Origin of the sequence: Streptomyces sp. NRRL S-31 (genome assembly GCF_000718775.1) — a bacterium.
Classification (GTDB): Bacteria; Actinomycetota; Actinomycetes; order Streptomycetales; family Streptomycetaceae; genus Streptomyces.
Genome location: NZ_JOCB01000073.1, coordinates 1 through 23,751, shown reverse-complemented (window position 1 = coordinate 23,751; position 23,751 = coordinate 1). Strand labels below are relative to the sequence as shown.

Annotated in this window: 21 protein-coding genes, 1 tRNA gene and 2 pseudogenes; 14 read left to right on the top strand and 10 right to left on the bottom strand. The window is 72.4% G+C overall.

All coding sequences use genetic code 11. From position 1 onward, the window contains the following. Nucleotides 1–57: 57 nt before the first annotated feature. Entirely contained in the window at nt 58–729 is a 672-nt protein-coding gene (locus tag IF37_RS0125920; protein WP_052845370.1) for a response regulator transcription factor, read from the top strand. Further along, complete coding sequence (locus IF37_RS0125915) at nt 726–2,132, top strand: HAMP domain-containing sensor histidine kinase (RefSeq protein WP_052845369.1); 1,407 nt, start codon at nt 726–728, stop codon at nt 2,130–2,132. Before IF37_RS0125920 ends, IF37_RS0125915 begins: the two co-directional genes overlap by 4 nt. 255 nt (nt 2,133–2,387) lie before the next feature. Here IF37_RS0125915 and IF37_RS46660 read toward each other — a convergent pair. Beyond that, nucleotides 2,388–2,579 (bottom strand): annotated as a pseudogene (locus tag IF37_RS46660) (hypothetical protein); the annotation flags it as partial. Between the two features lie 74 nt (nt 2,580–2,653). Between IF37_RS46660 and IF37_RS0125905 the strand changes: the two are divergent. The 4 genes from IF37_RS0125905 (at nt 2,654) to IF37_RS0125890 (ending at nt 7,210) form a co-directional block, all read left to right on the top strand. After that, entirely contained in the window at nt 2,654–3,730 is a 1,077-nt protein-coding gene (locus IF37_RS0125905; RefSeq protein ID WP_037857043.1) for a sodium-dependent transporter, read from the top strand. Nucleotides 3,731–3,984: 254 nt separating this feature from the next. Continuing rightward, complete coding sequence (locus tag IF37_RS0125900) at nt 3,985–4,638, top strand: response regulator transcription factor (protein ID WP_030747200.1); 654 nt, start codon at nt 3,985–3,987, stop codon at nt 4,636–4,638. Then, on the top strand, nt 4,629–5,897 hold the full coding sequence (locus IF37_RS0125895) for a HAMP domain-containing sensor histidine kinase (RefSeq protein WP_030747198.1): 1,269 nt from the start codon (nt 4,629–4,631) through the stop codon (nt 5,895–5,897). Before IF37_RS0125900 ends, IF37_RS0125895 begins: the two co-directional genes overlap by 10 nt. Before the next feature lie 38 nt (nt 5,898–5,935). Next, on the top strand, nt 5,936–7,210 hold the full coding sequence (locus IF37_RS0125890) for a hypothetical protein (protein WP_030747195.1): 1,275 nt from the start codon (nt 5,936–5,938) through the stop codon (nt 7,208–7,210). 200 nt (nt 7,211–7,410) lie between these two features. Here IF37_RS0125890 and IF37_RS0125885 read toward each other — a convergent pair whose 3' ends face one another. The 5 genes from IF37_RS0125885 to IF37_RS45955 are packed head-to-tail and all read right to left on the bottom strand — an operon-like array spanning nt 7,411 to nt 12,622. Next, nucleotides 7,411–8,172, bottom strand: coding sequence for a response regulator transcription factor (locus tag IF37_RS0125885; RefSeq protein WP_052845368.1), 762 nt, complete (start codon nt 8,170–8,172; stop codon nt 7,411–7,413). Nucleotides 8,173–8,210: 38 nt separating this feature from the next. Beyond that, nucleotides 8,211–10,862, bottom strand: coding sequence for an FtsX-like permease family protein (locus IF37_RS0125880; protein ID WP_030747189.1), 2,652 nt, complete (start codon nt 10,860–10,862; stop codon nt 8,211–8,213). Continuing rightward, nucleotides 10,859–11,521: an ABC transporter ATP-binding protein gene (locus tag IF37_RS0125875; protein ID WP_030747186.1), complete on the bottom strand. Its 663-nt coding sequence runs from the start codon at nt 11,519–11,521 to the stop codon at nt 10,859–10,861. The genes IF37_RS0125880 and IF37_RS0125875 overlap by 4 nt, the downstream gene beginning before the upstream one ends. Further along, nucleotides 11,508–12,218, bottom strand: a complete 711-nt coding sequence (locus tag IF37_RS0125870; RefSeq protein ID WP_037857049.1) for an ABC transporter ATP-binding protein — start codon at nt 12,216–12,218, stop codon at nt 11,508–11,510. Before IF37_RS0125870 ends, IF37_RS0125875 begins: the two co-directional genes overlap by 14 nt. A gap of 5 nt (nt 12,219–12,223) precedes the next feature. Further along, nucleotides 12,224–12,622: a hypothetical protein gene (locus IF37_RS45955; protein WP_253915848.1), complete on the bottom strand. Its 399-nt coding sequence runs from the start codon at nt 12,620–12,622 to the stop codon at nt 12,224–12,226. 406 nt (nt 12,623–13,028) lie between these two features. Between IF37_RS45955 and IF37_RS0125860 the strand changes: the two genes are divergently transcribed. Next, nucleotides 13,029–14,354 carry a HAMP domain-containing sensor histidine kinase gene (locus IF37_RS0125860; RefSeq protein ID WP_030747177.1) on the top strand — a complete coding sequence of 442 codons (1,326 nt, stop codon included), beginning with the start codon at nt 13,029–13,031 and terminating at the stop codon, nt 14,352–14,354. Nucleotides 14,355–14,708: 354 nt separating this feature from the next. Here the strand turns inward: IF37_RS0125860 and IF37_RS0125855 are convergent. Then, nucleotides 14,709–14,782, bottom strand: a tRNA-Pro gene (locus IF37_RS0125855). 144 nt (nt 14,783–14,926) lie between these two features. Continuing rightward, nucleotides 14,927–15,442, bottom strand: coding sequence for a hypothetical protein (locus IF37_RS0125850; protein ID WP_030747174.1), 516 nt, complete (start codon nt 15,440–15,442; stop codon nt 14,927–14,929). A gap of 130 nt (nt 15,443–15,572) precedes the next feature. On the opposite strand from IF37_RS0125850, the gene IF37_RS0125845 reads away from it, so the two are divergent. The 3 genes and pseudogenes from IF37_RS0125845 to IF37_RS0125835 all read left to right on the top strand — a co-directional run bounded on the left by IF37_RS0125845 (nt 15,573) and on the right by IF37_RS0125835 (nt 17,531). After that, nucleotides 15,573–15,917, top strand: a complete 345-nt coding sequence (locus IF37_RS0125845) for a cupin domain-containing protein (RefSeq protein WP_030747170.1) — start codon at nt 15,573–15,575, stop codon at nt 15,915–15,917. Nucleotides 15,918–16,066: 149 nt separating this feature from the next. Then, nucleotides 16,067–16,359 (top strand): annotated as a pseudogene (locus tag IF37_RS45950) (gfo/Idh/MocA family oxidoreductase); the annotation flags it as partial. Between the two features lie 167 nt (nt 16,360–16,526). Continuing rightward, nucleotides 16,527–17,531 carry a Gfo/Idh/MocA family oxidoreductase gene (locus IF37_RS0125835; RefSeq protein ID WP_030747167.1) on the top strand — a complete coding sequence of 335 codons (1,005 nt, stop codon included), beginning with the start codon at nt 16,527–16,529 and terminating at the stop codon, nt 17,529–17,531. 49 nt (nt 17,532–17,580) lie between these two features. Here the strand turns inward: IF37_RS0125835 and IF37_RS0125830 are convergent, their stop codons facing one another. Together IF37_RS0125830 and IF37_RS0125825 are read right to left on the bottom strand one after the other, a co-directional pair. Continuing rightward, nucleotides 17,581–17,778, bottom strand: a complete 198-nt coding sequence (locus IF37_RS0125830) for a hypothetical protein (protein WP_030747164.1) — start codon at nt 17,776–17,778, stop codon at nt 17,581–17,583. 124 nt (nt 17,779–17,902) lie between these two features. Beyond that, complete coding sequence (locus IF37_RS0125825; protein ID WP_030747160.1) at nt 17,903–18,805, bottom strand: sugar phosphate isomerase/epimerase; 903 nt, start codon at nt 18,803–18,805, stop codon at nt 17,903–17,905. A gap of 313 nt (nt 18,806–19,118) precedes the next feature. Here IF37_RS0125825 and IF37_RS0125820 point away from each other — a divergent pair, with 313 nt between their 5' ends. The 4 genes from IF37_RS0125820 to IF37_RS0125805 all read left to right on the top strand — a co-directional run bounded on the left by IF37_RS0125820 (nt 19,119) and on the right by IF37_RS0125805 (nt 23,750). Then, nucleotides 19,119–20,432, top strand: a complete 1,314-nt coding sequence (locus IF37_RS0125820) for an ABC transporter substrate-binding protein (RefSeq protein ID WP_030747157.1) — start codon at nt 19,119–19,121, stop codon at nt 20,430–20,432. Between the two features lie 8 nt (nt 20,433–20,440). After that, complete coding sequence (locus IF37_RS0125815; protein WP_030747154.1) at nt 20,441–21,421, top strand: carbohydrate ABC transporter permease; 981 nt, start codon at nt 20,441–20,443, stop codon at nt 21,419–21,421. Beyond that, a complete protein-coding gene (locus IF37_RS0125810) occupies nt 21,418–22,305 on the top strand; it encodes a carbohydrate ABC transporter permease (protein ID WP_030747152.1) in 888 nt (295 codons plus the stop codon). Before IF37_RS0125815 ends, IF37_RS0125810 begins: the two co-directional genes overlap by 4 nt. Nucleotides 22,306–22,373: 68 nt before the next feature. Continuing rightward, a complete protein-coding gene (locus tag IF37_RS0125805; RefSeq protein WP_030747149.1) occupies nt 22,374–23,750 on the top strand; it encodes a glycoside hydrolase family 5 protein in 1,377 nt (458 codons plus the stop codon). Nucleotide 23,751 lies beyond the last annotated feature (1 nt).

Below are 23,751 nucleotides of genomic sequence, written 5' to 3'. Positions count from 1 at the left end.
ACCATGAAGCCTCCCGGATGCCTCGGGCGGGGCGCGCGGCCGGTTAGCCTGGCCGCCATGCACTACCTGGTCGTCGACGACGAGACCCGCCTCACGGACCTGGTCGTCCGCTACCTCACCGAATCCGGACACACCGCCGAGGGCCACTACGACGGACCGTCCGGGCTCGTCGCCGCCCGCGACCCGCGTGTGGACGCCGTGGTCCTCGACGTCATGCTGCCGGGCATGGACGGGGTGGAGGTGTGCCGGACACTGCGCGAGGAAGGCATACACATCCCCGTCATCCTGCTCACCGCGCGCGCCGCAATCAGTGAGCGGGTCGCCGGCCTGGACGCCGGTGCCGACGACTACCTGGTCAAGCCGTTCGCCATGGAGGAGCTTCTGGCCCGGCTGCGCGCGATATCCCGGCGCCGCCCCGAACACTCCGGGCGCCTGAAGGTCGGCGACCTCGTCCTCGACTCCGGGCAGCAGCGCGCCTGGCGGGCGGGCACCGAACTCGACCTCTCCCGGCGCGAGTTCGACGTACTCAGGGTCCTGATGGAGAACGCCGGGTGCCTGGTCACCCGCCTCCGGCTCCTCAACGAGGTCTGGGACGGCGAGACCGACCTGCGCAGCAACGCCATCGACGTTCACGTCTCCAAGGTGCGCGCCAAGGTCGACCGCGCCTTCGGCCGTACGACGATCACGACCCTGCGCGGCCGCGGCTACCGCCTGGAGACCACCCCATGACCCTGCCCGGCCGGTTGCGGCCGTGGTTCAGGCGGCTGCCCGTCGTCACGCGCCTCGTGCTGGCCGTCGCCATCACCATGTCCCTGGTGCTGACCGGGGCGGCCGGACTGGTCTACTGGCGGGTCAGGACCGCCCTCGACCAGCAGCTGAACGACGACCTGACCACCTACCGGCACAGTCTCGACCAGGCGGTGCGCGCCGGAACCCGGGTCCCTCCCGGCCCCAGCGGCAGCCTCCAGCAGGTCCTCGACGCACACGGCCGGGTCCTGCGCTCCAGCGACTCCCTCAGCCACCAGCCGCTGCTCACCCCCGCCGAACTCAGCGCCGTCTCGCGCGGCGCCACCATCCGGCGTGACGTCGGATCCCTGCTCCCCATCACCCCCGGCACCCTGCGCCTCCAGGCGAAACGCGTCACGGCGGACGGACAGCCCCGGATCGTGATCGCCGCCGTCCGGCGCGGCCACCGCGACGAGGCGCTGCGCGAACTCCTCGCCCAACTGGCCCTCGCATCCGGCCTGACCCTCGTCGCCGCCTCCTACGTCGGCTACCGCACCGCCCGCGCCGCCCTGCGCCCCGTCGAGCGCTACCGCAGCGGTGCCGCGACCCTCGCCGACGGTGCCCAGAACCTGCGCCTGGACGTACCCGCCGACCACGACGACGAGATCACCCGCCTCGGCCACACCCTCAATCACATGCTCGACCGCCTCGAGGAGTCCGCCGAACGCGAGCGCCGCTTCGTCGCGGACGCCAGCCACGAACTGCGCACGCCGCTGTCCCTGCTGCGAGCCGAGGTCGACGTCGCCCTGCACCGACCGCGCTCCGCCGGGGAACTCACCGAGACCCTGCGCTCCGTGGACGCCGAGGTCCAGCGCCTGATCGACCTCTCCAACGCCCTGCTGGACCTGGAAGAACTCGGCAGCACGCAGCACATCACCCGTGCCCCCGCGGAACTCGCCCACCTCATCGCCGCCGCCGTCGCACCGCATCTGCGTACCGCCGAGCTGTCGGGGCGTACGGTGACCGTCGACGCGGCCCGCGTGACCGTCGACGTAGACGCCCGCTGGCTGCGGCCCGCGATCGGCAACCTGCTCGACAATGCCCTCCGCCACGGCCGGGGAGCCGTCCGCCTCACTGCCACCGTCCACGACGGCAGGCTGCGGCTGTGCGTCACGGACGAGGGGACCGGATTCCCGCCCGAGTTCCTGCCCCGGGCGTTCGACCGCTTCGCCCGCGCCGAGGCCAGCCGCACCAGCGAGGGCTCCGGCCTCGGGCTTGCCTTCGTCCACGCGGTGGCCACCGCCCACGGCGGCACCACCCACGCCGAGAACACCGGGCGCGGCGCCTCCGTCATCCTCGACCTGCCCTGCCGACCAGGGCACGAGCCCGGCCGCCGCGTACGGTGAGGGCATGGCCCCGCGGGCACCAGCGGCGTGCCCTGGCGCCGCTTCCTCGTCCTCAACGCCCTCGGGGCCACGCTGTGGGCCGGCCTGTGGGCAACCCTCGCCTACGTGGCGGGCATCCACGTCACCGCCCTCTACGACGAGGTCACCCGCTGTCAGCTCTACGCGCTCATCGCCCTCGGCGCCCTCGTGGCCGCACTCGCGCTCCGGCATGGCAGCGGTGCACTCCTTGAGCCGCCGGCCCGCCTCGGCGGCCTCCGGCGCGCCGAACACATCGCGGGCCGTCAGGTCACGGTGCCAGCGCTCAGCCCGAGGACGCCCTTCTCGTTCGGAAGGCCGGCGGTGGTCTCGCCGACCGTGGTGCACAGTGGCATCGGGTGCCTGAACACATCCTGACTGCCGCCGTGTATCACCCGCCCCGCCGGTTCCGTGCGCGCACCATGGCTCCATGCGCACGCACGCCCACGGTCTCCGCATAACGGTCTTCCGTCCCGCCCCCGCCCCCGCGACGGAAGAAGACCGCCATGCACGCACCGGCTCCCACCGCCGCACCGGCGCCCACTGACCGTGCGACCGCCTGGCTGCGGCGCCGTCTGGGCCGGGCCGTCGTCCTGTCCTACGCCGCAGCCCTGCTCGTGCCGGGCCCCGGCCTGTGGCTGCGCCACTCCCACGCACTGCCGCTGGGACCACCGATCAGGCTGCCGGTGTCCACCGCACCATGCCTGCTGTGGCTGGTGTTGTTCTCATCCGGACTCCAGGTCCCCGTCCGTGAGCTGGTCCGGGTCCTGCGGCGCCCGAGTGCGCTGCTCGCCGGGCTCGCGCTGCACCTGGCGATCCCGTTGCTGGTCATCCCGCTCATCGCGGTCCTGCTGCACGCCTCGCCCGACTCCGACGGCGGCAGCGGCCTGATCGCCGCGATGATCCTGATCACGGCGATGCCCGTCGCGGCCGGCGCCACGGTGTGGACCGGCAAGGGCGACGGCGACCAGCCGACCATGGTCGGCCTGGTCCTCGCCTCCACCCTCATCAGCCCACTCACCACACCGCTGCTGATCGAGCTGCTGTCTCCGCTGCTCACCGGCGGCTACGCCGGCTCGCTCGCCGCGAGTGTCCACACCGCGGGCGGTGGCTTCACCTTCGTCGGCGTGGTGCTGCCCTGCGCGGCGGGCGTCCTGGTCCGGCTCGCCCTGCCCGCGTCGCTGCTCGGCCGGGCGCTGGGCGCAGTCGTGCCTGTGGCCCTGGCCGGCTCACTGGTCCTGACGTACGTCAACGCCAGCGGCGCCCTCGGCTCCTTCGTCGCCCGGCCACGCCCGCTGCTGCTGGGCGCCGCGCTGGTCGTGGCTGCACTTGTCTGCCATCTGTCGTTCGTGCTCGGCCGCTGCGCCGCGCGGCTGCTGCGGCTGGACCTGCCCGCCGCCTCCTCGCTCACCCTCGCCTGCGGCATGAACAACAGCAGCGCCAGCGCCGTGCTGATCACCGCCGTGCTCCCGGACAAGCCACACCTACTGCTCCCGGTCCTCGCCTACGGCCTGTTCCAGAAGACAGCCGCCAACCGAGTCGTACGGGTCCGGCCGTCCACAGTCCTGCGTTCCATCGCCTAGAACATCGCGCGCACATTCAGCCGCGAGGGCGGAAGTCGGATCGGGCCATCCGGGGGCCGCCTGGCTGCGCCTGCGTGCAGGGCCGGGCCCCCGGTCAGGGCTTCGGCGCGGCACGGATGAGAGCGCGCAGTTCATCGTCGGTGACGGCCGCCATTCCGTGATGTGCGGCCTGCGCCTTTCGGCTGCGGCCCCAACCGTCAGGGGGTTGACCTGGGAAGATGGAGAACTGGGCCGGGAGTATCTAGGGTCGGCCCGTGGCTTTCATCATGGTGTGCGAAGACGACGCGGCGGTCCGCGGTGTCCTCAAGCGCGCCCTGGAGCACGACGGCCACACCGTCTCCGTCGCCGCCACGGCCGACAGCCTGCTGCGGCAGCTCGCACCGGCGCCCCATCTGGTCGTCCTGGATCTCGGGCTCCCGGACGCCGACGGCCGCGACGTCTGCCTGGCCCTGCGGGCACGTGGTGTCGACGCGCCGGTGTTGATGCTCACCGCCCTGGACGGCCTGCACCACAAGGTGGGCGGCTTCGAGGCCGGCGCCGACGACTACATGACCAAACCCTTCGACATCCCGGAACTGCTGGTCCGCGTCCGGGCGCTGCTGCGCCGGGCCACCGTGGCGCCCGCACCGCGCGAGGTCGTCCTCGATCCGGCGAAGCACGTGGTGACCTACGATTCGGTGAGCATGGGTCTGACCCCGACCGAGTTCCGGCTGCTGGGCCGTTTGATCGCCTCGCAGGGCGACGCGGTACGGCGCCACGCCCTCGTCGCTGCCGGCTGGCCGCACGGGGCGCAGGTCAGCGACAACACCCTCGACTCCTATGTGCGCCGGCTGCGGGCCAAGCTCGGTTCGCTGGGTGTGGCCGAGCGTCTGGCGACCGTCCGCGGCGTGGGCTACCGATGGCAGTGACGGGATTCCGTAAGCGGGTCGTCGCACTCACCGTGCTGATCGCCACCGCCGTCGTCGCGATCCTGGTCGTGGTCTCGCACGTGCTGCTGAGCCGGGTGACGGACGCCGACGCGCACGACCTGGCACGTACCCGCGCCGAGGCGGTCGCGGCGAACGTCACCGCCGAAGGCGGCCGCGTCGTACTGACGGAGAACGGCAGCGAGGCGCTGGACGAGGTCGCCTGGGTGTATGCCGACGGCCGCCTGGTCGACGGAAACGTCCCGCCGAGCCTGGTCGATCGCGTCGAGGAGCTCGCGGACTCCGGGCGACCGCAGACCGCGACGGTCGACGATTACCTCCTGTACGCGCGGCAGATCCCGATCCACGGCCACCACGTCATGGTGGTCGTCCGGGTCGACCTCACTCCCTACGAGACATCCGAGCAGCGCAGCCTGACCTTGTCCCTGATACTGGGCGGCCTCACGGTCCTCCTCGCCGGCGGGGTCGCACACCTCGTGGTGCGCCGCGCGCTGCGGGTCGTGCACGAGATGGCCGCCCTCGCCGACGACTGGGGCCGGCACGAACCCGGGCGCCGCTTCAACCTCGGCGTCCCCCGCGACGAGTTCGGGGAACTGGGGCGGACCCTGGACCACCTCCTGGAGCGCGTGGACAACGCGCTGGCGGACGAGCGCCGGCTCACCGACGAGATCGCCCACGAGCTGCGGACACCGCTCACGGTCCTGCGGGCCGAGGCGCAGCTGGCGCAGCTGTCCGGCGAGCCGGTGCCGACGGAGGCGGTGCTGAGCGAGGTCGACCGCCTCGATACGGCGATCACGACGCTTCTGCGCGCCGCGCGCGCACGGACGGACAAGGGAACCCGGTGCGATCTGCGCTCCGCCGCACGGCAGGCGATCGCCGGCCGCGCGGTCGAGGTCGCCTTCCCCGCGAAGGTCGAGGTCGCCGTGGCGGCCGACGTCGCCGTGTCGCTGCTGTCACCCCTGCTGGACAACGGCCTGCGGCATGCGAAGTCCCGGGTGTGGATCACCGCCCGCGACCAGGGCGAGGCCGTCGTGGTCGATGTCCTGGACGACGGCCCCGGATTCGATCCCGCGGACGTCGACCGCGTCTTCGAAGCGGGGGTGACCGGTGGCGACGGGTACGGGCTGGGGCTGCCGGTGGTCCGGCGCATCGCCGCCTCGGCCGGTGTGGAGGTCCGCGGGATCGCGGACGGCCGCGGTCACGTCGAGGTGACACTCCCGGCCGCCCGCGCAGCCACGTAGTCAGGTTATGTGCAGATTCCCCGCGTCAACCTCCCCGCATGACAACGACAACGGAAGCACGCACGCGCAGCGGGCGTCTCATGCTCAACAAGGTTCCCGAGGTCACCGTCTGGTTCTGGGTGATCAAGGTCCTGTGCACGACCGTCGGTGAGAGCTTCGCCGACTGGATCAACATGAAGCTGGGCGTCGGCCTGGTGAACACGGCATGGATCTTCACCGCGGTCTTCGTGGTGGTCCTGGCCGTCCAGCTGCGGCTGAAGCGGTACGTCCCGTTCCCCTACTGGCTGACGGTGGTCGTTGTCAGCGTCACGGGCACCCTGTACACCGACATCCTCACCGACCAGCTCAACGTGCCGCTGTGGATCAGTTCCGCGGTCTTCTCGGTACTGCTGGCGGTGGTCTTCGGCGTGTGGTGGCTGCGGGAGCGCACCCTCTCTATCCACTCGGTCACCACGCTGCCGCGGGAGTCGTTCTACTGGCTCGCCGTTCTCGTCACCTTCGCGCTCGGCACCGCGACCGGCGACTGGACCCTGGAGCTCACCGGCTGGAGCCCGGGAGTCTCGGTCCTGTTGCCGCTCGGCCTCATCGCGGCGATCACACTGCTGTGGAAGTTCGGCGCCAACCCGGTGCTGTCCTTCTGGCTCGCCTACATCCTGACCCGCCCGCTGGGCGCGAACATCGGCGACTGGCTCGCCTCCCCCAAGGTCGCCCAGAACCCGGGCGACCCGACCGGTCTCGCTCTGGGCACGTTCACCACCAGCCTGATCTTCCTCGGCCTCATCCTGGCCACGGTGGTCTACCTGACGGTGACGCGCTCGGATGTGACCGAGAGCCACGAGGCGACCCACGACGCACCGGCCACCGGCGACCCGCGCAAGGAGCGCGTCGCGCTGGCCGGCTTCGGACTGCTCGCCGTCGCCACCGCGGGCTTGCTGGTCTGGGCCCACGGCCAGCCGCACGTCGGCCCGGCACCGGAGGAGGACAACACCTCCGCCGTCCGGATGGCTCCCGGCCAGGCGGTGAAGAAGTTCCCGCCCGCCAAGGTCGCCGCGCTGAAGACGCTCGCCTCCACCTCGCTCAAGGACGCACGCTCGGGGGACGCGACCGGGGCCCACGCGGCCGCCCAGAAGCTGCGTGACCTGTGGGACGCCGACCAGGCGTCGTTGCAGCCGCTGGACCAGACCGGCTGGACCTCCATCGACGCCCAGATGGACAAGATGCTCAAGACGTTCGGCATCGACCACTCGAACCCGCCGATGTCGCCTGCCCAGCAGGAGAAGGAACTGGACGCCCTCCTGACGGACATGGGCTGACAGGCCGCACAGCACCCGGCCGGCCCACCCGGCCGACGGGCTCGGTGTGCCGAGGCAGCGCAGAGAACCGCGCTTCCTCGGCACATGCCGGGGCGTTTCGGACACCGCCATGCGGCCGCAGCCTCGCGTGGAGCGGTCGCTGACCGGATGGCGTGGGCCGGATGAGTGAGGGCCCTACCGCGCGAGCAGGCGAGGGCCGCTCAGCTCATCGCTCCAGCCCCGTCGCTCCAGCCGCAGCGCTCGAGACGGTAGCCATGCCCTCGGAGCGTGCTGATGTGAGGCAACCGGCAAGGGCGGTCGGATTCCTCGGCGGCCTGGGTGAGACGTCGGCGCAGGCCGGCCATGGTGACGTCCAGGGTCTTGGTGGGGCCGAACCAGTTCTCGTCCCACACCTGCGCCATCAGCGTTTCTCGCGAGACGGCGGTGCCGGGGTGCCGGGCGAGCAGGGCGAGAAGGTCGAATTCCTTCGGCCGTAGAGGGACGTCCGTGTCGTGCAGGGTGCAGCGGCGGGACGCGGTGTCGATGACGAGGTCGCCGAGCCGTAGGGGTTGCCGGGGTGGTGACGTGCTGGTCTGGCGGCGCAGGTGGGCGCGCAGGCGTGCCAGGAGGACGGTGAGGCTGAAGGGCTTGACCAGGTAGTCGTCCGCGCCGGCGTCGAGGCCGGCGATGACGTCGATGTCGTCGGCACGCGCTGTGAGGATCACGATCAGCAGGTCGGGGAAGCGGGTGCGCAGGGTGCGGGCGAGGTCGAGGCCGTCGAGGTCGGGCAGGCCGAGGTCCAGCAGGACGGCGTCATGGGAGGTGCGGGTGGCCTCGGCCAGCGCCGAGGCGCCGGTGCGGCTCCAGGTGGGGGCGTAGCCGTTGACGCGCAGGCCGGTTTCCAGGTGGCGTCCGATGGTGTCGTCGTCCTCGACGACCAGGATGTGCAGACGGCTGCGGTCCGGTGCGGCAGGCGTGCCCATGGCAACAGAGTAGGCAGGTCGCTGCCCCGCTGGCGGGCTCACAGGTCGCGGAGTTCCTCCACCGCGGGGCGCCGGGCACCGCGGATGCCGTTCAGGGCTGCGGCCAGTACGGCGATCAAGGCGGCCAGTCCGGCCAGGGTCAGGTAGACGCCGGGCACCGCCAAGGCGGCGGGCGGCGGGTCGAACACGCCGGTCAGGACCTTGACCAGCATCTCCGACAGCGCCCATCCGATGACCGCGCCCCCGGCCAGGCCGCCCGCGGCCAGCAGCAGGGCCTCGGTGAGGACCATGCCGCGCAACTGGCGTGTGCGTGCGCCGAGGACGGTGGCGATGGCGAAGGTACGACGGCGTTCGGCGAGCCCGAGGGCGAGGACCAGTCCCCCGGCTCCGGCGGCCAGCAGGACCGCGAAGGCGAGCTCGATGCGGGTGAGTCCGGCCAGGTCGATGGAGGTCAGGCTGGTGCCGACGGTGCCGCGGGTCTGGGTGAGGTCGCTGACGGTGGCGCTGGTGCCGAGCTGCGAGCGCAGGCGCGCGGCGATCTGCTTCTGGTGGGTGCCGCCGGTGTCGAGGAGGAAGGCGCCGACCGCGTCGCTGCCGGTCGCCTTGGCGATGTAGGAGGCGTTGGCGACGAAGAAGCTGTCCTTCGGTGCCGTGGGGAACTCCTTGGCGATGCCCGCGTAGTGGAAGGGGACGGTGCGCAGGGCCTTGGTGCGGGCGTCCTGGATGCGCAGGTTGACGGTGTCGCCGGGCGCGAGCTGGAAGTCGTTGACGGTTTCGACGCTGACCAGCAGGTTGTCCGGGCGCTGGGCCAGCTTGCGCATGAGCTGCTGGGTGGTGCCGCCGGCGAAGTAGGCGTCCTGGAGTGAGGTGGCCCGGGCGATGGTGCCGGGGCGGACGCCGTAGAGGTCTTGCAGGTCGGAGCCGACGTAGGCGAAGCGGTGCTGGAGGGGTTCGACGTGCCGTACGCCGGGGACTTTCAGCGAGCCGGCCGCACTGGGTGCGACTCGGGAGCCGGGTGGTTCGGTGACGGTGACGTCGGCGCCGTTGGTCAGGCGGGCGTCGACCTCGGCCTGCTGCCGGTAGGTGGCGTTGAAGACGGCGGTGGACAGCGCGAAGGAAACCGCGAGGGCGAGCAGCACCACCGAGCGGGCCAGGGGGCGGCGGCGCCGGGAGAGGGTGGCGGCGGTGGTGCCGGCCAGGGTCGCGGTCAGCGGGCGGGCCAGCCGGGCCAGGGCGGGGCGGCCGTGGGTGAGGGCGAGGAGCGTGAGCCGCCACAGCAGAAGGGCGGCGCCGGTCCACAGCAGAGCGGGGCCGAGGAAGGCCCAGTACGACACGGAGATGCTGGGCACGCCCTCCGGGGCGAGGACGAGGGCGTACTGGTTGCCGGAGGAGGCGCGGAAGACGAGCCAGGAGCCGATCAGGAGGGCGAAGTCCAGGCCGTACCGCATCCACCAGGGGTTTCGTGTGCTTCGGGCGCCGGACTCCTTGCGGGTGTCCGCGACGGTCACCGTGCGCAGGTCGCGCAGGGCGGGGACGAGGACGGCTCCCGCGGCCACGACCGCGCCGAGGACGAATGCGATGCCGTACCAGCCGGCCCAGGTGCCCGCGCCCGCTCCGAAGGAAGCAGCACCGAAGGCGAGGCGGCCGGTCAGCGCGGCGACGCCCAGTCCGGCCAGGCCGCCGAGGAGGCCGATCAGCGCCGCTTCCAGCCCGGCGAGGGCGGTGATCTGGCGGGGGCGCAGGCCGCGCAGCCGGAGCAGGCCCTGCTCCTGCCGGCGCCGCTCAGCGCCGGCGGCGGCGACCGCGGCAGTCAGCGCGGCGGCCAGGACCGCGCCGGGGACGCCGAGGAAGAGGAAGAGGATCTGGGCGTACAGGGCGTCCTGGCGGGCGGAGTCGAGGGCGGCACCGACGTTGTTGCCGACCAGTGCGGCGCCCGCGGCGCGGGCCTCCAGGTTGTGGGCCGCGCGGGTGACCGCGGTGAAGGCGGCGGCCGGGTCGGAGGGCAGGCGTGCGTCGTCGCGCGCCACGTGGATCTGGGTCGTGACCGCAGAGGCGCCCCGGGTCAACGCTGCGAACCTTGCGGCGGGCAGCAGGACGACGTTGTCCGGGGGTGCGGTCGGCTGGGACTGGCTGGGTGCGCCGACGGTCTGGAAGAGGGAGTCGGCCTGGGGCAGGTCGACCACGCCATCCACCCTCACCGGCCTCAGCCCGGTGCCGGGAAACCGGACGCCGATGGTGTCGCCGGGAGCGGCGTGCAGGTTCGAGGCGGTCTGCTGGGCCAGCAGGACACCGTTCGGGGAGCCGGAGAGAGCGCGGATGGCGTCGGGGAAGAGGGCGCGGTAGCCGTCAGGCAGGCCGAGGGCCATGCCGGGACCGGTGTTCTGGGTGCTGCCCTGGACGTGCGCGGTGAAGCCTGTGGTGTGGGCGAAGCCGACGGGCAGGGCGGCGCGGGTGCCCGGCGCCGTGCGGACCAGGGACATCACCGCGCCGGGGTCGGCACCGGGCTGTACCTGGACCTGCCAGTCGACGGCGACCGAGCGCACGGCACGTTGGGTCATGGTCGCCTTCGACGCCGTGAGGAAAGAGCCCAGCGCGGCGACCAGGGCGACCGCGAGGGCGATCCCTGCCAGCGCAGCCAGCAGACGTCCGGTGCGGTGGCGGGCCAGGCCGGCCGTCCACGCGCCGATCATGGCACCTCCTCGGGTGCGAGCAGCCGGCCGTCGCGCATGGCGCGCCGGGTGGTGAGGCGGGCGGCCACGGCGGGATCGTGGGTGGTGACGACGAGGGCCGCGCCCGTGTGGTCGGCGGCGGTGAGGAGGGCGTCGAGGACACGGCCGCCGGTGGCGTGGTCGAGGCGGCCGGTGGGCTCGTCGGCGAGGATCAGGCGCGGGGACTGGGCCAGCACCCGGGCGACGGCCACCCGCTGGGCCTGACCGCCGGAGATCTCCTCGGGCAGCCGGTCCGCCAATCCGGCCGCGTCCACCAGCGCGAGCGCCGCCAGGGCGGCCGGGCGGGCCTCTTGCTCCGTCCGGTCGGCGAGGACCAGGGGCAGGGCGGCGTTCTCGACCACGTCGAGCGCGGGAATCAGGCTGTCGCCCTGGAAGACCAGTCCGATGTCGTACGGCCCCAGGGAGGCGGCCCGGGTCACCGTGCCGCTGGTGGGTTGCTCGAGCCCGGCCAGCAGATGCAGCAGCGAGCTCTTGCCCGATCCGGAGGGGCCGACGACGGCGAGCCGATCGCCGGACCCGATCTCCAGGTCGGCACCGTGTACGGCCACCACCGCCTCTGTGCCCCTGCCGAAGGTGAGAGCCGCGTCGATGCAGGTCACGAGCGCTTCATCCCGTGACATCGGGCACCCCCTGCGCCGCGGGACAGGAGGCGTCGGTTGCCCTGCCGTCCTCCAGCCTGATCACCCGGTCCGCGCTCCGGACGACTTCCGCGCTGTGCGTCACGATCAGCACCGCGCACCCCTGTGCGGCCCGCTCCCGCAGCATGGCGAGGACCACCCGCTCGGTCTCTCCGTCGAGTTCGCCGGTCGGCTCGTCGGCCAGCAGGACAGCGGGCGCGTTGGCCAGTGCCACGGCCAGCCCGGCCCGGGCCAGCTCGCCACCGGACAGCTGCCGGGGCAGCGCATGCATCCGTTCGCCGAGGCCCACCAGGGTCAGCAGCTCCCCGGCCGAGGTGACGGGTCTGCGGGCCGCGGCGCGCTGCGGCAGGCGTACGTTGTCCCGCACGCTCAAATGCGGCAGGAGATTGCGGCTCTGCAGCAGTACGCCGATGTGCCGGGCGCGCAGCCGTGCCCGCTCGGTCTCGGGCCGGTGACTGAGGCGTGTGCCGTCCACGTGGACCTCGCCGCCGGAGGGCTCGTCGAGCCCGGCCAGACAGGCCAGCAGGGTGGACTTGCCGGATCCCGAGGGACCCACGACCGCCACCGTCTCGCCCCGCCCGACCCGCAGCGACACCCCGCGCAACGCGAGCGTCTCCTCCTCGCCGGCCCGGTAGAAGCGGTACAGCTCACGGGCAGCCAGCACCGGCTCGGACGCCATGGTGCTCACCGCCAGGCGAAGGAGTCGCTGATGATCCGCCACGGGTCGACGTTGTCGGCGTTGACCGGGCCGGACAAGGTCAGATCCACCTCGTGGCCCGACTTGTGGAAGGCGTACCGCTCGAACCCGTCGCGCACCACCTTGCCCGTGACCGGGTCCTTCGCCGAGTCACCCTGATAGGTCAACCGGACGACACGGCCCGCGTGCCGAGACACTTCCGATACCTTCGGCGCGGCGAACTTCGGCACCTGGGAGCGCAGCTCGGGGACCACCGTCTTGGTGACCGAGTCGACCGTGGGCGCGGTGGACGCCGAGACCGCGGTGATCCTCACGGTGTTCAACTTGTCAGTGAACACCGTGCTGCCGCCCTGCTCGGTACGGGCCCAGCCCTCAGGCACCTTCACCGTGAATCCGGAGAAGGACCCACCGGCCGGCCGATAGGCGACGTACACCTGGTTGTCAGGGATGTCACCGGGCGGATTGGACTCGGTCGGAGCGGGTGCCGGGTTCTGCTGCCCGTTTCCGGCACGCGCCGAAGAAGCCGGCGGTGACGATGTCGTCGAGCCGGAACCGGAGTGCGAGCCTGAGCCGGAACAGCCCGCGGTCACCGCCGCCACGAGCACCAGACCGACTGTCGCGGACGTCCGTGCGTATGCCGCCATCACCACTGCCCTCCGAGGGATCCCCTGGACCGGACGGTCATGGCAGCCACGCTAGGGTGCGGCCGGTTAACGCTCTGCTCGCCGAGGGTTAGACGACGGCAAAAGCGTGAGTCCCGCGCGTCCCGCCGAACCGCCGCATGATGAGGGCATGAGACAGCGCGTGGTGCGAGTCGCCCTCACCGCCGCGTTGGTCGCCGTGGTCCTGCTCGCCGTCCCCCTGGCCCTGGCCATCAGGTCGTCCCTGTACGCCGGAGAGCGCGACACCCTGGAGCGCGCGGCCCTCGCCGCGGCCGTACGGGTGAGCCCGGACTATGCGAGCGGTGACCCGGTGGAACTGCCCGGGGCGCCGGCCGGGGGGCATCTGGGCCTGTACGACCCGCAGCAGGCCAAGCGCGCGGGCGGCGGCCCCGGGCTGGGGGACGCGCCGGTCCGCCGCGCCTTCGGCGGAGAGGTGGTCCGGGGGCAGTCGGGCGGCGATCTGGTCGCCGCCGTACCGGTCTCCCACGCCGAGCGGGTGATCGGCGTGGTCCGCGCGTCCTCCCCCGCCGGCGCCGTACGCGACCGGGTCCTGGCGGCGTGGGGCGTACTGGTGGGCGTGACCGTGGTGGCGCTGACCATCGCGGTACTGGTCGCCCGCCGGCAGGCTCGGGCACTGACCGCCCCGCTGGAGGACCTCTCCCGCCACTGCCGGGCCGTCGCCGAAGGGGACCTGAACGCGAGGGCGGCCCCCAGCAGCATCGCCGAGATCGATCAGGTGGCCCGCACGCACAACGCGATGCTTCGCAGCCTGTCCGAACTCCTGCGCCGCGAGCGCGACTTCGCCACCAACGCCTCCCACCAGCTGCGCACGCCGCTCACCGGCTTGCAACTCACTCTGGAGGCGGGCCTCGCGCTGGACGACGGCGCCCGGCTGCGTGCCGCCCTGTCCGAGGCACTGGACACCACCCATCGCCTCCACCAGACCGTGGAAGAAGTGCTGCGCCTGTCCCGCTCCCCGGACCCGCCCCGCCCCGTCACCGGGGACATCGCGGTGGCACACCTCCTCCAGGAGACGCGAGAGCACTGGCACGGCCTGTTCGCCGCCGACGGCAGACGCCTGGAGTGCGGCACACATGGCGGACCCGCGGATGTCCTGGTCCCCCGCGGCCCCGTTTCGGAGGTGCTCGGAGTCCTGCTGGACAACGCACGGGTGCACGGGCGCGGAACCACGCGACTGGTGGTGCGGGACCTGAACGACGCCCTCGCCTTCGACGTGAGCGACGAGGGTGCCGTGGAGGGGGAGCCTGCGCAGCTGTTCGACCGTGGGCACACCGGAGGCGGCCACGGGACGGGCATCGGACTCGCCCTCGCTGGTGAACTGGCCCAATCCATCGGCGGCCGACTCTCCCTCACCAGAAGGGCTCCGACCACGTTCACCCTCCTCGTCCCGGTCCGCGGGTCCGGCTCCGAGGGCAACGCGCCGGCCGGCAGATGAGTGCCTCTCTCCGGCATGCTCGGCTCCCGGGTGTGGCTTGTTCGCCTGCCCTGGTGTCGAGCCGGCAACGGTGGGCCCGGATCCACGACGGGCACCCCGCACAGACGGTGGATCCGCGATACCGCCGGGCCTGAAGGTCCCGCAACCGTGCCCTCGCCGGAGCGGGCCTTCCCGACGAGGAGGCCCGCTCCGGTCGCCGAGCGCCGCCACGACCCCCGGCACACCGGCCCGGGCCCGATCGTCATGACCCGCTGACACCGGTCAAGGGAGCCTGGTCCCCCACTGGTCCCCGGAAACGGTCAGGGCCGGTTACGGATTGCTCCGAAACCGGCCCTGACCTGCGACTGTCTCCAGTCGGGACGACAGGATTTGAACCTGCGACCCCTTGACCCCCAGTCAAGTGCGCTACCAAGCTGCGCCACGTCCCGCCGCGGTCGCACGCGGAGGCTTCCGCGTGATCATGCGAGTCAACCCTACCGCACCCGGGCGGGTGCCCGTGCCGGGTCCGGCACCGCCGGAACCCGGACGGAACCCGGACCCGCCACCGCCCCGCCCCCACCGGTCCCGGGCACCTACTTGATGAGCGTGTTCGCCACCACCACGATCAGGCCGAGCAGCGCGTCCCCCAGCCCCATCAGGACGGCGACCGGCCAGCGCCGCGCCGACCAGCGGGCGGTGAGGAGGCCGAGCCCGAACAGGATCACGATGTTGAGGGCGAACGCCACGTACTCGACGCCCTTCGCGGGCCACCAGCCCCACCGCGCGCCCGCGAGGAGGAGGACCGTGGGCAGCACGGCCGCGACCAGCGGCCACTCGTCGCGCACCGCGAGCAGGGCCTCCCGCCGGCCGTGCGGGGTGCGCTCGGCGATGTAGTGGGCGTAGCCGTGGGCGAGCGCGGAGGCGCCCGCCGTCACCAGCACCCACGCGGCGTCGTAGCCACGGACGTCGGCGGACGTGTGCCCGTACCGGGTGAGCGCCGCGACCATCGAGCTGGCCAGGACGGCGCCGTACACCCCGCCGAACAGGACCATCTCGCGCGTCCCGTGCCGCCGGGGCGGAGCCGGGCCGGCCACCGTGGAGTCGGCCATGCCCCCACGATCACCCGGGTCCTCCGCCCCCGCCAGTCGGCGACGCGCGACGAAGTGTCCCGCGACCAGGCCGGATGCCCCACATACTGTCCACGGCCCGGCGGCCCGCGCGCCGACTAGGGTCGCTCGCATGACGCACAGCTTCGCGCTCCACATCCCCGACACCGACCTCGAACCCGAGCCCCTGGACCCGGAGCGGATCGTCTCCGGGCACCCCGAGGTCACCGGACGGGTGGTCTGGGAGTCGCCGGACGGACGGCGGGTCCGCGGGATCTGGCAGATCACCCCGGGCGTGGTCACGGACACGGAGGCGGACGAGCTGTTCGTGGTGATCAGCGGATCGGCGACCATCGAGGTGGCGGACGGGCCGACGCTGCGGGTGGGCCCGGGGGACATGGCGGTGCTGCGCGCGGGCGACCGTACGACGTGGACGGTGCACGAGACGCTGCGGAAGGCCTACGAGATCACGCTCTGAGACCGGCCGGCGGCGCCGGCGTGCCCCGGGGCACGCCGACCGTCCGGGTGTGCCGCGCGCGGCGGCGTCGGACCGGTGGTTGACAGCCTCGCCATGTCAGCACAAAGGTGGCGTGCACAGGTCGTGGACCGGTCCGGTGAGGGGCTGCCGTGGTGGATGCGCTGGGTGTCGCCGTCATCGGATTCGGCTGGACGGGCCGGGCGTACAGCCGGGCGTACGCGCGGCTCCCGCGCCCCTTCCCGCTGCCGGCCCCGCGGCCCCGGCTGGTCACGGTCGCCGCGGGGGTGCCGGGGAGGCGGCCGAGCGGTTCGGGTCCGCCCCGGCGACCCGCGACCGGCGGGAGGTGGCCGCCGATCCGCGCGTCCGCGCCGTCGGCGTCACCGTGCCCGACATCCCGCACCGGGAGACCGGCGTGGCACCGGCCGCGGCCGGCGAGCACCTGCTGCCCGCCGTGACCAGCCCCGACCGCCCGGACGGCGGGTGACCCGTGCGGCGTGCGCCGCGGCGGTCGTGCCGGGCGCCCGGGCCGGTGACCGACGGCGACCGGAACGTGCCCGGAGGCCCCGGCCGGGCCTCCGCACCCCACCCCAGGAGCACCAGGAGCACCTCATGCGCATCGGAATCCTCGGCCTCGGCCGCATCGGCGCCTTCCACGCCGAGACCCTCGCCGGTCTCGGCGCCGTCGAGTCGCTCGTCGTCAGCGATCCGTTCGCGGACGCGGCCAAGACCGCCGCCGAGCGGTTCGGCGCCGAGGTCGCGGACTCGCCGGAGGCCCTGCTGGCGGCCGGCGTGGACGGCGTCGTGGTGGCGGCCGCCACGGACGCCCACCCCGCGCTGATCCGGGCCGGTGTCGAGGCCGGCGTCCCGGTCTTCTGCGAGAAGCCGATCGCCAGGACGATGGGCGAGGGCCTCGCGGTGCTCGGGGCCGTCCGGGGCGGCGGGGTCCCGGTCCAGATCGGCTACAACCGGCGCTTCGACGCGGGCTTCGCCGCCGCGCGGGCCGCCGTACGGGCCGGTGAGCTGGGGCCGCTGCACACGGTGCGGTGCACGACGCTGGACCCGGCGCCGCCGCCCGCCGCGTACGTCGCCGCGTCCGGCGGCATCTTCCGGGACTGTTCCGTGCACGACTTCGACGCCGTCCGCTGGGTGACGGGCCGTGAGGTTACGGAGGTGTACGCGGTGGGCGGCAACCGGGGTGCCGGGTACATCGCGGCGGCGGGCGACGCCGACACCGCCGGGGCGGTCCTCACCCTGGACGACGGCACCATCGCGATCGTCTCCAACTCCCGCTACAACGCCCGTGGTTACGACGTGCGCATGGAACTGCACGGCTTCGCCGACTCGATCGCCGTCGGCCTGGACGACAGGCTGCCGCTGCGCTCGGTGGAGCCCGGCTCGACCTTCCCGTCCGGCCCTCCGCACGACTTCTTCATGGACCGCTTCGCCGCCGCCTACCGTGCCGAACTCGCCGCGTTCACCGAGGTCGTGGCCGGCACCCGCCCGTCCCCGTGCACCGTCGAGGACGCTCTGGAGGCCGGCTGGATCGCCGAGGCGTGCGTGCTGTCCCTGCGCGAGCACCGGCCGGTGACGACGGCGGAGGCGCGGGGCGTCTGAAGCGCCCGGGGCGGCGCCGGGCCGGTGCCCGCCGCCGCCCCGGGCCCGGTCAGCCGCAGTACCGGATCAGCCACTCGTCCGCGTGGTACGTGTCCCGTGCCGGGTCCGGCCGGGTCGCGGGGTTGGTCTCGACCGTGTCCTGCGGACGTATCCGCTCGGGCAGGCGGCCGAAGCGCTCCCGGCGCCGGACGCCGTCCGCGTCGGCGGTCTCCCGGGACGCCTCCTGGGCTGGTGTGCGGTGTGCCATGTCGTCCTCCCGTCCACGCGGGCCTGCCCCGTCATCTGTCCGAACGCCCGCGTGCCCCCCTTGGTTCCCGGCCCCGCCGGGGCCGAATCCGTCGGGGTACCGCAGGATCCGCGCGCCCGGCCGCTCAGGCGCCGCAGGACCGCAGGAACCGCCGGGTGCGCACGGCGATCGGCAGCGGCGCGTCCGGTTCGCACGGGTACATGTCCTGCTCGACGATCGCGAAAAGGTCCACGCCCAGCGCCTGCGCGGCCTCCAGCACCGGCGCCAGCTCCGGTACCCCGGACGGCGGTTCGCACATCACCCCGCGCCGCACGGCCGGGCCGAACGGCACCCCCTCCGCCCTGACCTGGGCGAGGATCTCGGGGTCGACCTGCTTGAGGTGCAGGTAGCCGATGCGCTCGCCGTAGGTCTCGATCAGCTTGACGCTGTCGCCGCCGCAGTAGGCGTAGTGCCCGGTGTCCAGGCAGAGGCGGACGAGTTCGCCGTCGGTCGAGTCCAGGAAGCGCGTGACGTGGGCCTCGGTGTCGATGTGGGTGTCGGCGTGCGGGTGCACGACGATGTCCAGCCCGTAGGTCTCCCGCACCTCGCGGCCGAGCCGTTCCATCCCCGTCGTCAGGTGCGCCCACTGCTCGGCGGTCAGCTCGGGCGGCTCCAGGATCTCGGCGGTCCGGTCGTCCCGCCAGAAGGTGGGGATCACCACCAGGTGCCGGGCGCCCGTCGCCCGGGTGAGCGCGGCGACCCGGGCGACGTGTGCCCAGGTGTCCTCCCAGACGGCCGGGCCGCGGTGCAGGCCGGTGAAGACGGTGCCCGCCGAGACCTTCAGGTTCCGCCTGGCCACCTCGTCGGTGAGCCGCGCCGGGTCGGTGGGGAGGTAGCCGTACGGGCCGAGTTCGATCCAGTCGTAGCCGGCCTCGGACACCTCGTCGAGGAAGCGTTCCCAGGGGACCTGCCGCGGGTCGTCGGGGAACCAGACGCCCCAGGAGTCGGGGGCCGAGCCGATCCGGATGCGGTCGAGGGCGTGGGGCATGTCAGGGGTTCCCTTCGGTAGCAGCTCCGCGTGCGGGTACGTCTCACCGGCACCCTCTCCCTTCCCGTCCGGCGCCCGGGAGACGTCGGCCCAGTACACCGCACCCGAACGGCGCTGGTGACTATGACGATTACGTTTCGGGCAAGAGACACCCGAGTCCGAACGGGCCTATTGACTCATGAGCGGATCTGGGGCTGTCATTACGGCCACGATGTTCGGTCGAGTTGGTTTCTGAGTGGTTTCTGAGCGATTTCGAACCTTTCGGTTATCAACTCACTCCCTTGGCCGAACCCTGTTTGCGTCAGGAGCCGTCATGCGCCCCTCCTCGTCCGGCCTTTCCGTTCCTGGTCCCAGCCGCCGTTCCCTGCTGCGCGGAGCGGGCGGCACCGCCCTGCTCGCCGGGGTCGGCACCCCCCTGCTGTCCGCCTGCGGAGGGAGCGGTTCCGCCGCCGACCCCAAGACCGTCACCGTGGGTTCCAACGCCTCCGACGCGGTGCCGAAGAAGGCCTTCGAGACCGTCTACGCCGCCTTCGAGAAGCGGTCCGGGCTGTCCGTCGAAGTGAACACGAAGGACCACAACACCTTCCAGCAGCAGATCAACTCGTATCTGCAAGGCACTCCGGACGACGTGTTCAACTGGTTCGCCGGATACCGCATGCGGTTCTTCGCGGCGAAAGGACTGGCCACGCCGATCGACGACGTCTGGGCGAAGATCGGGGACAACTTCCCCGAGGCGATGCGCAAACTCAGCAAGGGCGAGGACGGCAAGTACTACTTCGTACCGATGACGACGTACCCGTGGGCCGTCTTCTACCGCAAAAGCCTCTTCCGGCAGCGCGGTTACGAGATCCCCGCCACCTGGGACGAGTTCGTCGCCCTGCTGAAGCGGATGAAGAGGGACGGCCTGGTCCCGCTCGCCTTCGGCGACAAGGACGCCTGGCCGGCGATGGGCACCTTCGACCAGATCGACTTCCGCCTCAACGGCTACGACTTCCACGTCCGGCTGATGGCGGGCAAGGAGTCCTGGACCGACGCCAGGGTGAAGGCCGTCTTCGACCACTGGGCCGAGATACTCCCCTACCACCAGGACGGCTTCATGGGCCGCACCTGGCAGGACGCCGCGCAGGGCCTGGTGGCGAAGAAGGCGGGCATGTACCTCCTGGGCTCCTTCGTGGCCCAGCAGTTCACGGACCGGGCCGACCTCGACGACCTCGACTTCTTCCCCTTCCCGGAGATGAATCCCGCGTACGGGCGGGACACGGTCGAGGCGCCGACCGACGGCTTCATGGTCGGCAAGTCCCCGAAGAACCACGCGGGAGTGGTCAGGCTGCTGGAGTACCTGGGCAGCCCGGATGCCGAGGAGCTGTACCTGAGGACCGACCCCAGCGTGGTGGCCGCCTCCGGCAAGGCCGACACCTCCGCCTACTCCGCCCTCCAGAAGAAGGCGTTCGACATGATCGGCGGCGCCAGGAACCTCACCCAGTTCATGGACCGCGACAGCCGCCCCGACTTCACCGCCACGGTCATGCAGCCGGGCCTCCAGAAGTTCCTCCAGAACCCGAAGGGCGTGGACGGCCTGCTGTCGTCCGTCGAACGCCAGAAGAAGACGATCTTCGCGTCCTCGTGAGCGGCCCGATGACCATCGACACGACCACGAAGGCCGCCCCGCCGGCGGCCGCGCCGCCGCCGGGCCCCCGGCCCGGGAAGAAGCGGGTCACCGAGGGCCACCGGCGCCTGCTGACCCGCCGCGACCGGTACACGCTCGCCGTGATGGCGGGCGTGCCCACGGTCCTGCACGTGATCCTGGTCTGGGTCACCGCGCTCGCCTCGATCGCCCTCGCCTTCACCTCCTGGGACGGCATCGGCTTCGACTCGATCCGCTGGGTGGGCCTCGACAACTTCCGGCAACTCCTCACCGACAACCCGCAGTTCTGGCCGGCCGTCCAGCACAATGTCGTCTGGTTCGCGGCACTGATCCTGGTGCCGACGCCGTTCGGCCTGTTCCTCGCGGTGCAGTTGGACAAGCGGATCCGGTTCAGCCGGGTCTACCAGACGGCGTACTTCCTGCCCGTCGTCATCTCCATGGCGTGCATCGGCTTCGTCTGGCAGCTCGTCTACAACCCGGACACGGGCCTGATCAACAGCCTCGTCGGCGCGAACGAGCCGGGCCGTTACATCGACTGGATCGGCGACCCCGACCTCAACCTCTGGGCCGTCCTCGTCGCCGCGTCCTGGCGGCACACCGGCTACATGATGATCCTCTACCTGGCCGGTCTGAAGAGCGTGGACCCGACGCTGCGGGAGGCGTCCGCGCTGGACGGCGCCGGCGAGTGGCAGACGTTCCGGCACGTCGTCTTCCCGACGCTGCGCCCGACCAACACCGTCGTCCTCGTCGTCACCATCATCGAGGCACTGCGCGCCTTCGACCTGGTCTTCGTCTTCAACAAGGGCGCGCAGGGAACCGAGTTGCTCTCCATCCTGGTCACCGACAACATCATCGGCGAGTCCAGCCGCATCGGTTACGGCTCCGCCATCGCGGTCGTCCTGCTGGTGACCTCCCTCGCGGTGATCGTCCCGTATCTGATCGCCACCTTCCGGAAGGAGCGGCGCGCATGAGCGGCACCACCGTCCCGTTGAGGCGGCGCGCCCCGGCCCGTCCGGCCCGGGTCCTGCTGCACCTCTTCCTCGCCGGTACGGCGCTGGCGTGGCTGGCCCCGCTGCTGTGGGCGGTCTTCTCGGCCCTGCGGCCGTACGGCGAGACCAGCGCCAAGGGGTACGTCTCCTGGCCGGACAAGCTGACCCTCGCCAACTTCACCGACGCCTTCCGTCAGTCGGACATGCTCCACTACTTCGGCAACACGCTGGCCATCGCGGTCCCGGCCGTGCTGCTGACCCTGTTCCTGTCCTCCTGCGTCGCGTTCTACGTCAGCCGGTTCGACTTCCGCCTCAACCTCGCGCTGCTGCTGGTGTTCACGGCCGGCAACCTGCTGCCCCAGCAGGTCGTCATCACCCCGCTGTACCGGCTGTACCTGCTCACCGACCTGCCGGGGATCACCGCGAGCGGCAAGCTGTACGACTCCGCGCTGGGCCTGGTCCTGATCCACGTGGCGTTCCAGTCCGGCTTCTGCGCGTTCGTGCTGAGCAACTACATGCGCTCGCTGCCGCACGAGCTGACCGAGGCGGCGCTGGTCGACGGCGCCTCGGTGTGGCGGCTGTACTGGCAGATCACGCTGCCGCTGTGCAAGCCGGCCATGGCGGCGCTGGCCACCCTGCTCTCCATCTGGATCTACAACGACTTCTTCTGGGCCCTCGTGCTGATCTCCACCGGCGAGAAGATGCCGATCACGTCGGCGCTGAACAACCTCTCCGGGCAGTACTTCACCGATCCGAACCTGGTCGCGGCGGGCTCCCTGCTCACCGCGATCCCGACCCTGGTCGTGTACTTCGCGCTCCAGCGCCAGTTCGTCAGCGGCCTGACGCTGGGTTCCGGCAAGGGCTGAGTGCTCGACGTGAGGTGCACGCGAAGCCGGGAACGCGCGACCGGCCGACACCGCCTTGGAGGTCCCCCGTGCTGAGAGCGATGCTGACGGCGGGCGCGGTCCTGACCGCGCTGCTGGCCCCCGCCACCGCCCGCGCCGAGGGCAGCGCGCCGGGCATCCCGCCGCTCACCGACCGGCACGGGCGGACGCTCACCCTGCGCGGCTGGAACATCGAGGACAAGGCGCACCGGGGCGAGGCGGCCCTGTCCGGCATCACCGAGCGCCATCTGCGGGACATGCGGGCCCAGGGCTTCGACTTCGCCCGGCTGCTGGTCTTCTGGGACGACCTGGAGCCCGAGCCGGGCCGCTACAGCCGCCGCTACCTGGAGAAGATCGAGCGGGTGCTGGACTGGGCGCGGCGCCATGACGTGAAGGTCGTCATCGACGCCCACCAGGACGTCTTCGGGCCCGCCTTCGGCCACCGCGGGATACCCGGGTGGGCGACCAGGACCGACGGGCTGCCCTTCACCCCGCACCCGGACGACTGGTTCGCCGAGTACTTCGAGCCCGCCGTGCAGCGCGCCTTCACCCATCTCTACGAGGACGACGACCTGCGCCGCGCCCAGGCCCGGATGTGGCGCACCCTCGCCGCCCGCTTCGCCCGCCATCCGGCCGTACTCGGCTACGACCTGATCAACGAGCCCATGGGCGAGCCGGAGCCGGGCGAGGACATCGTGTCGGCCGCGCGCCGGATCGAACGCGACCAGCTGACGCCGATGTACAACCGCCTGGCCGACGCCGTCCGGCCGGCCGACCCGGACGCCTGGGTGTTCGTCGAACCGACCCCGGTGGTGGGCGAGGGCGTGCCGACCGGCCTCGGCCGCGTGGACGATCCCCGCGTCGTGTACGCGCCGCACTTCTACGACACCGCCATGGAGGCGGGCGCCGACTACGACCCCGGGGCCGGCTGGATCGAGGCGTACGAGCGGGCCGTCACCGCGTACCCGAGGCGGTACCGGGTCCCGGTGGTGGTCGGCGAGTGGGGGCCGCCGGACAGCTCCCTGCCGCACATGAACCGCTTCTACCGGGACGCGCTGGCCTCCTTGAGCCGGTACGCCTCCGGCTGGGCGGGCTATGTGTGGTGCTACGGCGGCGGGTACTGCGCGGTCGACGGCGCGGGGGCCTTCCGCGCCAACAAGGAGCTGACCGCCGAGCCGTACGCCGAGACCGTGGCGGGCACGGCCCGGTCCGCCGGGTACGACTCCGCGACGGGCGTGTACCGGCTGGTCTACCGCCCGGCCCGGCACGGCTCCCGGGTGACCGGGCTGTCCCTGCCGCCGGGCGCCTGGCGGATCACGGCCGGCGGCGGCGCCGGAGTGGTGCGCCGGGCGCCCGGCCGGGCCTGGGTGCGCGCGGTCCCGGGCGGCCTGGCGACCGTCACCGTGGAGCGCGCCGGCCCCCGGTGAC

Excerpts from the sequence above, each read along its gene's own strand:
- IF37_RS0125920 (WP_052845370.1), top strand. The coding sequence starts at position 58 with ATGCACTACCTGGTCGTCGACGACGAGACCCGCCTCACGGACCTGGTC.
- IF37_RS0125915 (WP_052845369.1), top strand. The coding sequence starts at position 726 with ATGACCCTGCCCGGCCGGTTGCGGCCGTGGTTCAGGCGGCTGCCCGTC.
- IF37_RS0125905 (WP_037857043.1), top strand. The coding sequence starts at position 2,654 with ATGCACGCACCGGCTCCCACCGCCGCACCGGCGCCCACTGACCGTGCG.
- IF37_RS0125895 (WP_030747198.1), top strand. The coding sequence starts at position 4,629 with ATGGCAGTGACGGGATTCCGTAAGCGGGTCGTCGCACTCACCGTGCTG.
- IF37_RS0125890 (WP_030747195.1), top strand. The coding sequence starts at position 5,936 with ATGACAACGACAACGGAAGCACGCACGCGCAGCGGGCGTCTCATGCTC.
- IF37_RS0125885 (WP_052845368.1), bottom strand. The coding sequence starts at position 8,172 with ATGGGCACGCCTGCCGCACCGGACCGCAGCCGTCTGCACATCCTGGTC.
- IF37_RS0125880 (WP_030747189.1), bottom strand. The coding sequence starts at position 10,862 with ATGATCGGCGCGTGGACGGCCGGCCTGGCCCGCCACCGCACCGGACGT.
- IF37_RS0125875 (WP_030747186.1), bottom strand. The coding sequence starts at position 11,521 with ATGTCACGGGATGAAGCGCTCGTGACCTGCATCGACGCGGCTCTCACC.
- IF37_RS0125870 (WP_037857049.1), bottom strand. The coding sequence starts at position 12,218 with ATGGCGTCCGAGCCGGTGCTGGCTGCCCGTGAGCTGTACCGCTTCTAC.
- IF37_RS0125860 (WP_030747177.1), top strand. The coding sequence starts at position 13,029 with ATGAGACAGCGCGTGGTGCGAGTCGCCCTCACCGCCGCGTTGGTCGCC.
- IF37_RS0125850 (WP_030747174.1), bottom strand. The coding sequence starts at position 15,442 with ATGGCCGACTCCACGGTGGCCGGCCCGGCTCCGCCCCGGCGGCACGGG.
- IF37_RS0125845 (WP_030747170.1), top strand. The coding sequence starts at position 15,573 with ATGACGCACAGCTTCGCGCTCCACATCCCCGACACCGACCTCGAACCC.
- IF37_RS0125835 (WP_030747167.1), top strand. The coding sequence starts at position 16,527 with ATGCGCATCGGAATCCTCGGCCTCGGCCGCATCGGCGCCTTCCACGCC.
- IF37_RS0125830 (WP_030747164.1), bottom strand. The coding sequence starts at position 17,778 with ATGGCACACCGCACACCAGCCCAGGAGGCGTCCCGGGAGACCGCCGAC.
- IF37_RS0125825 (WP_030747160.1), bottom strand. The coding sequence starts at position 18,805 with ATGCCCCACGCCCTCGACCGCATCCGGATCGGCTCGGCCCCCGACTCC.
- IF37_RS0125820 (WP_030747157.1), top strand. The coding sequence starts at position 19,119 with ATGCGCCCCTCCTCGTCCGGCCTTTCCGTTCCTGGTCCCAGCCGCCGT.
- IF37_RS0125815 (WP_030747154.1), top strand. The coding sequence starts at position 20,441 with ATGACCATCGACACGACCACGAAGGCCGCCCCGCCGGCGGCCGCGCCG.
- IF37_RS0125810 (WP_030747152.1), top strand. The coding sequence starts at position 21,418 with ATGAGCGGCACCACCGTCCCGTTGAGGCGGCGCGCCCCGGCCCGTCCG.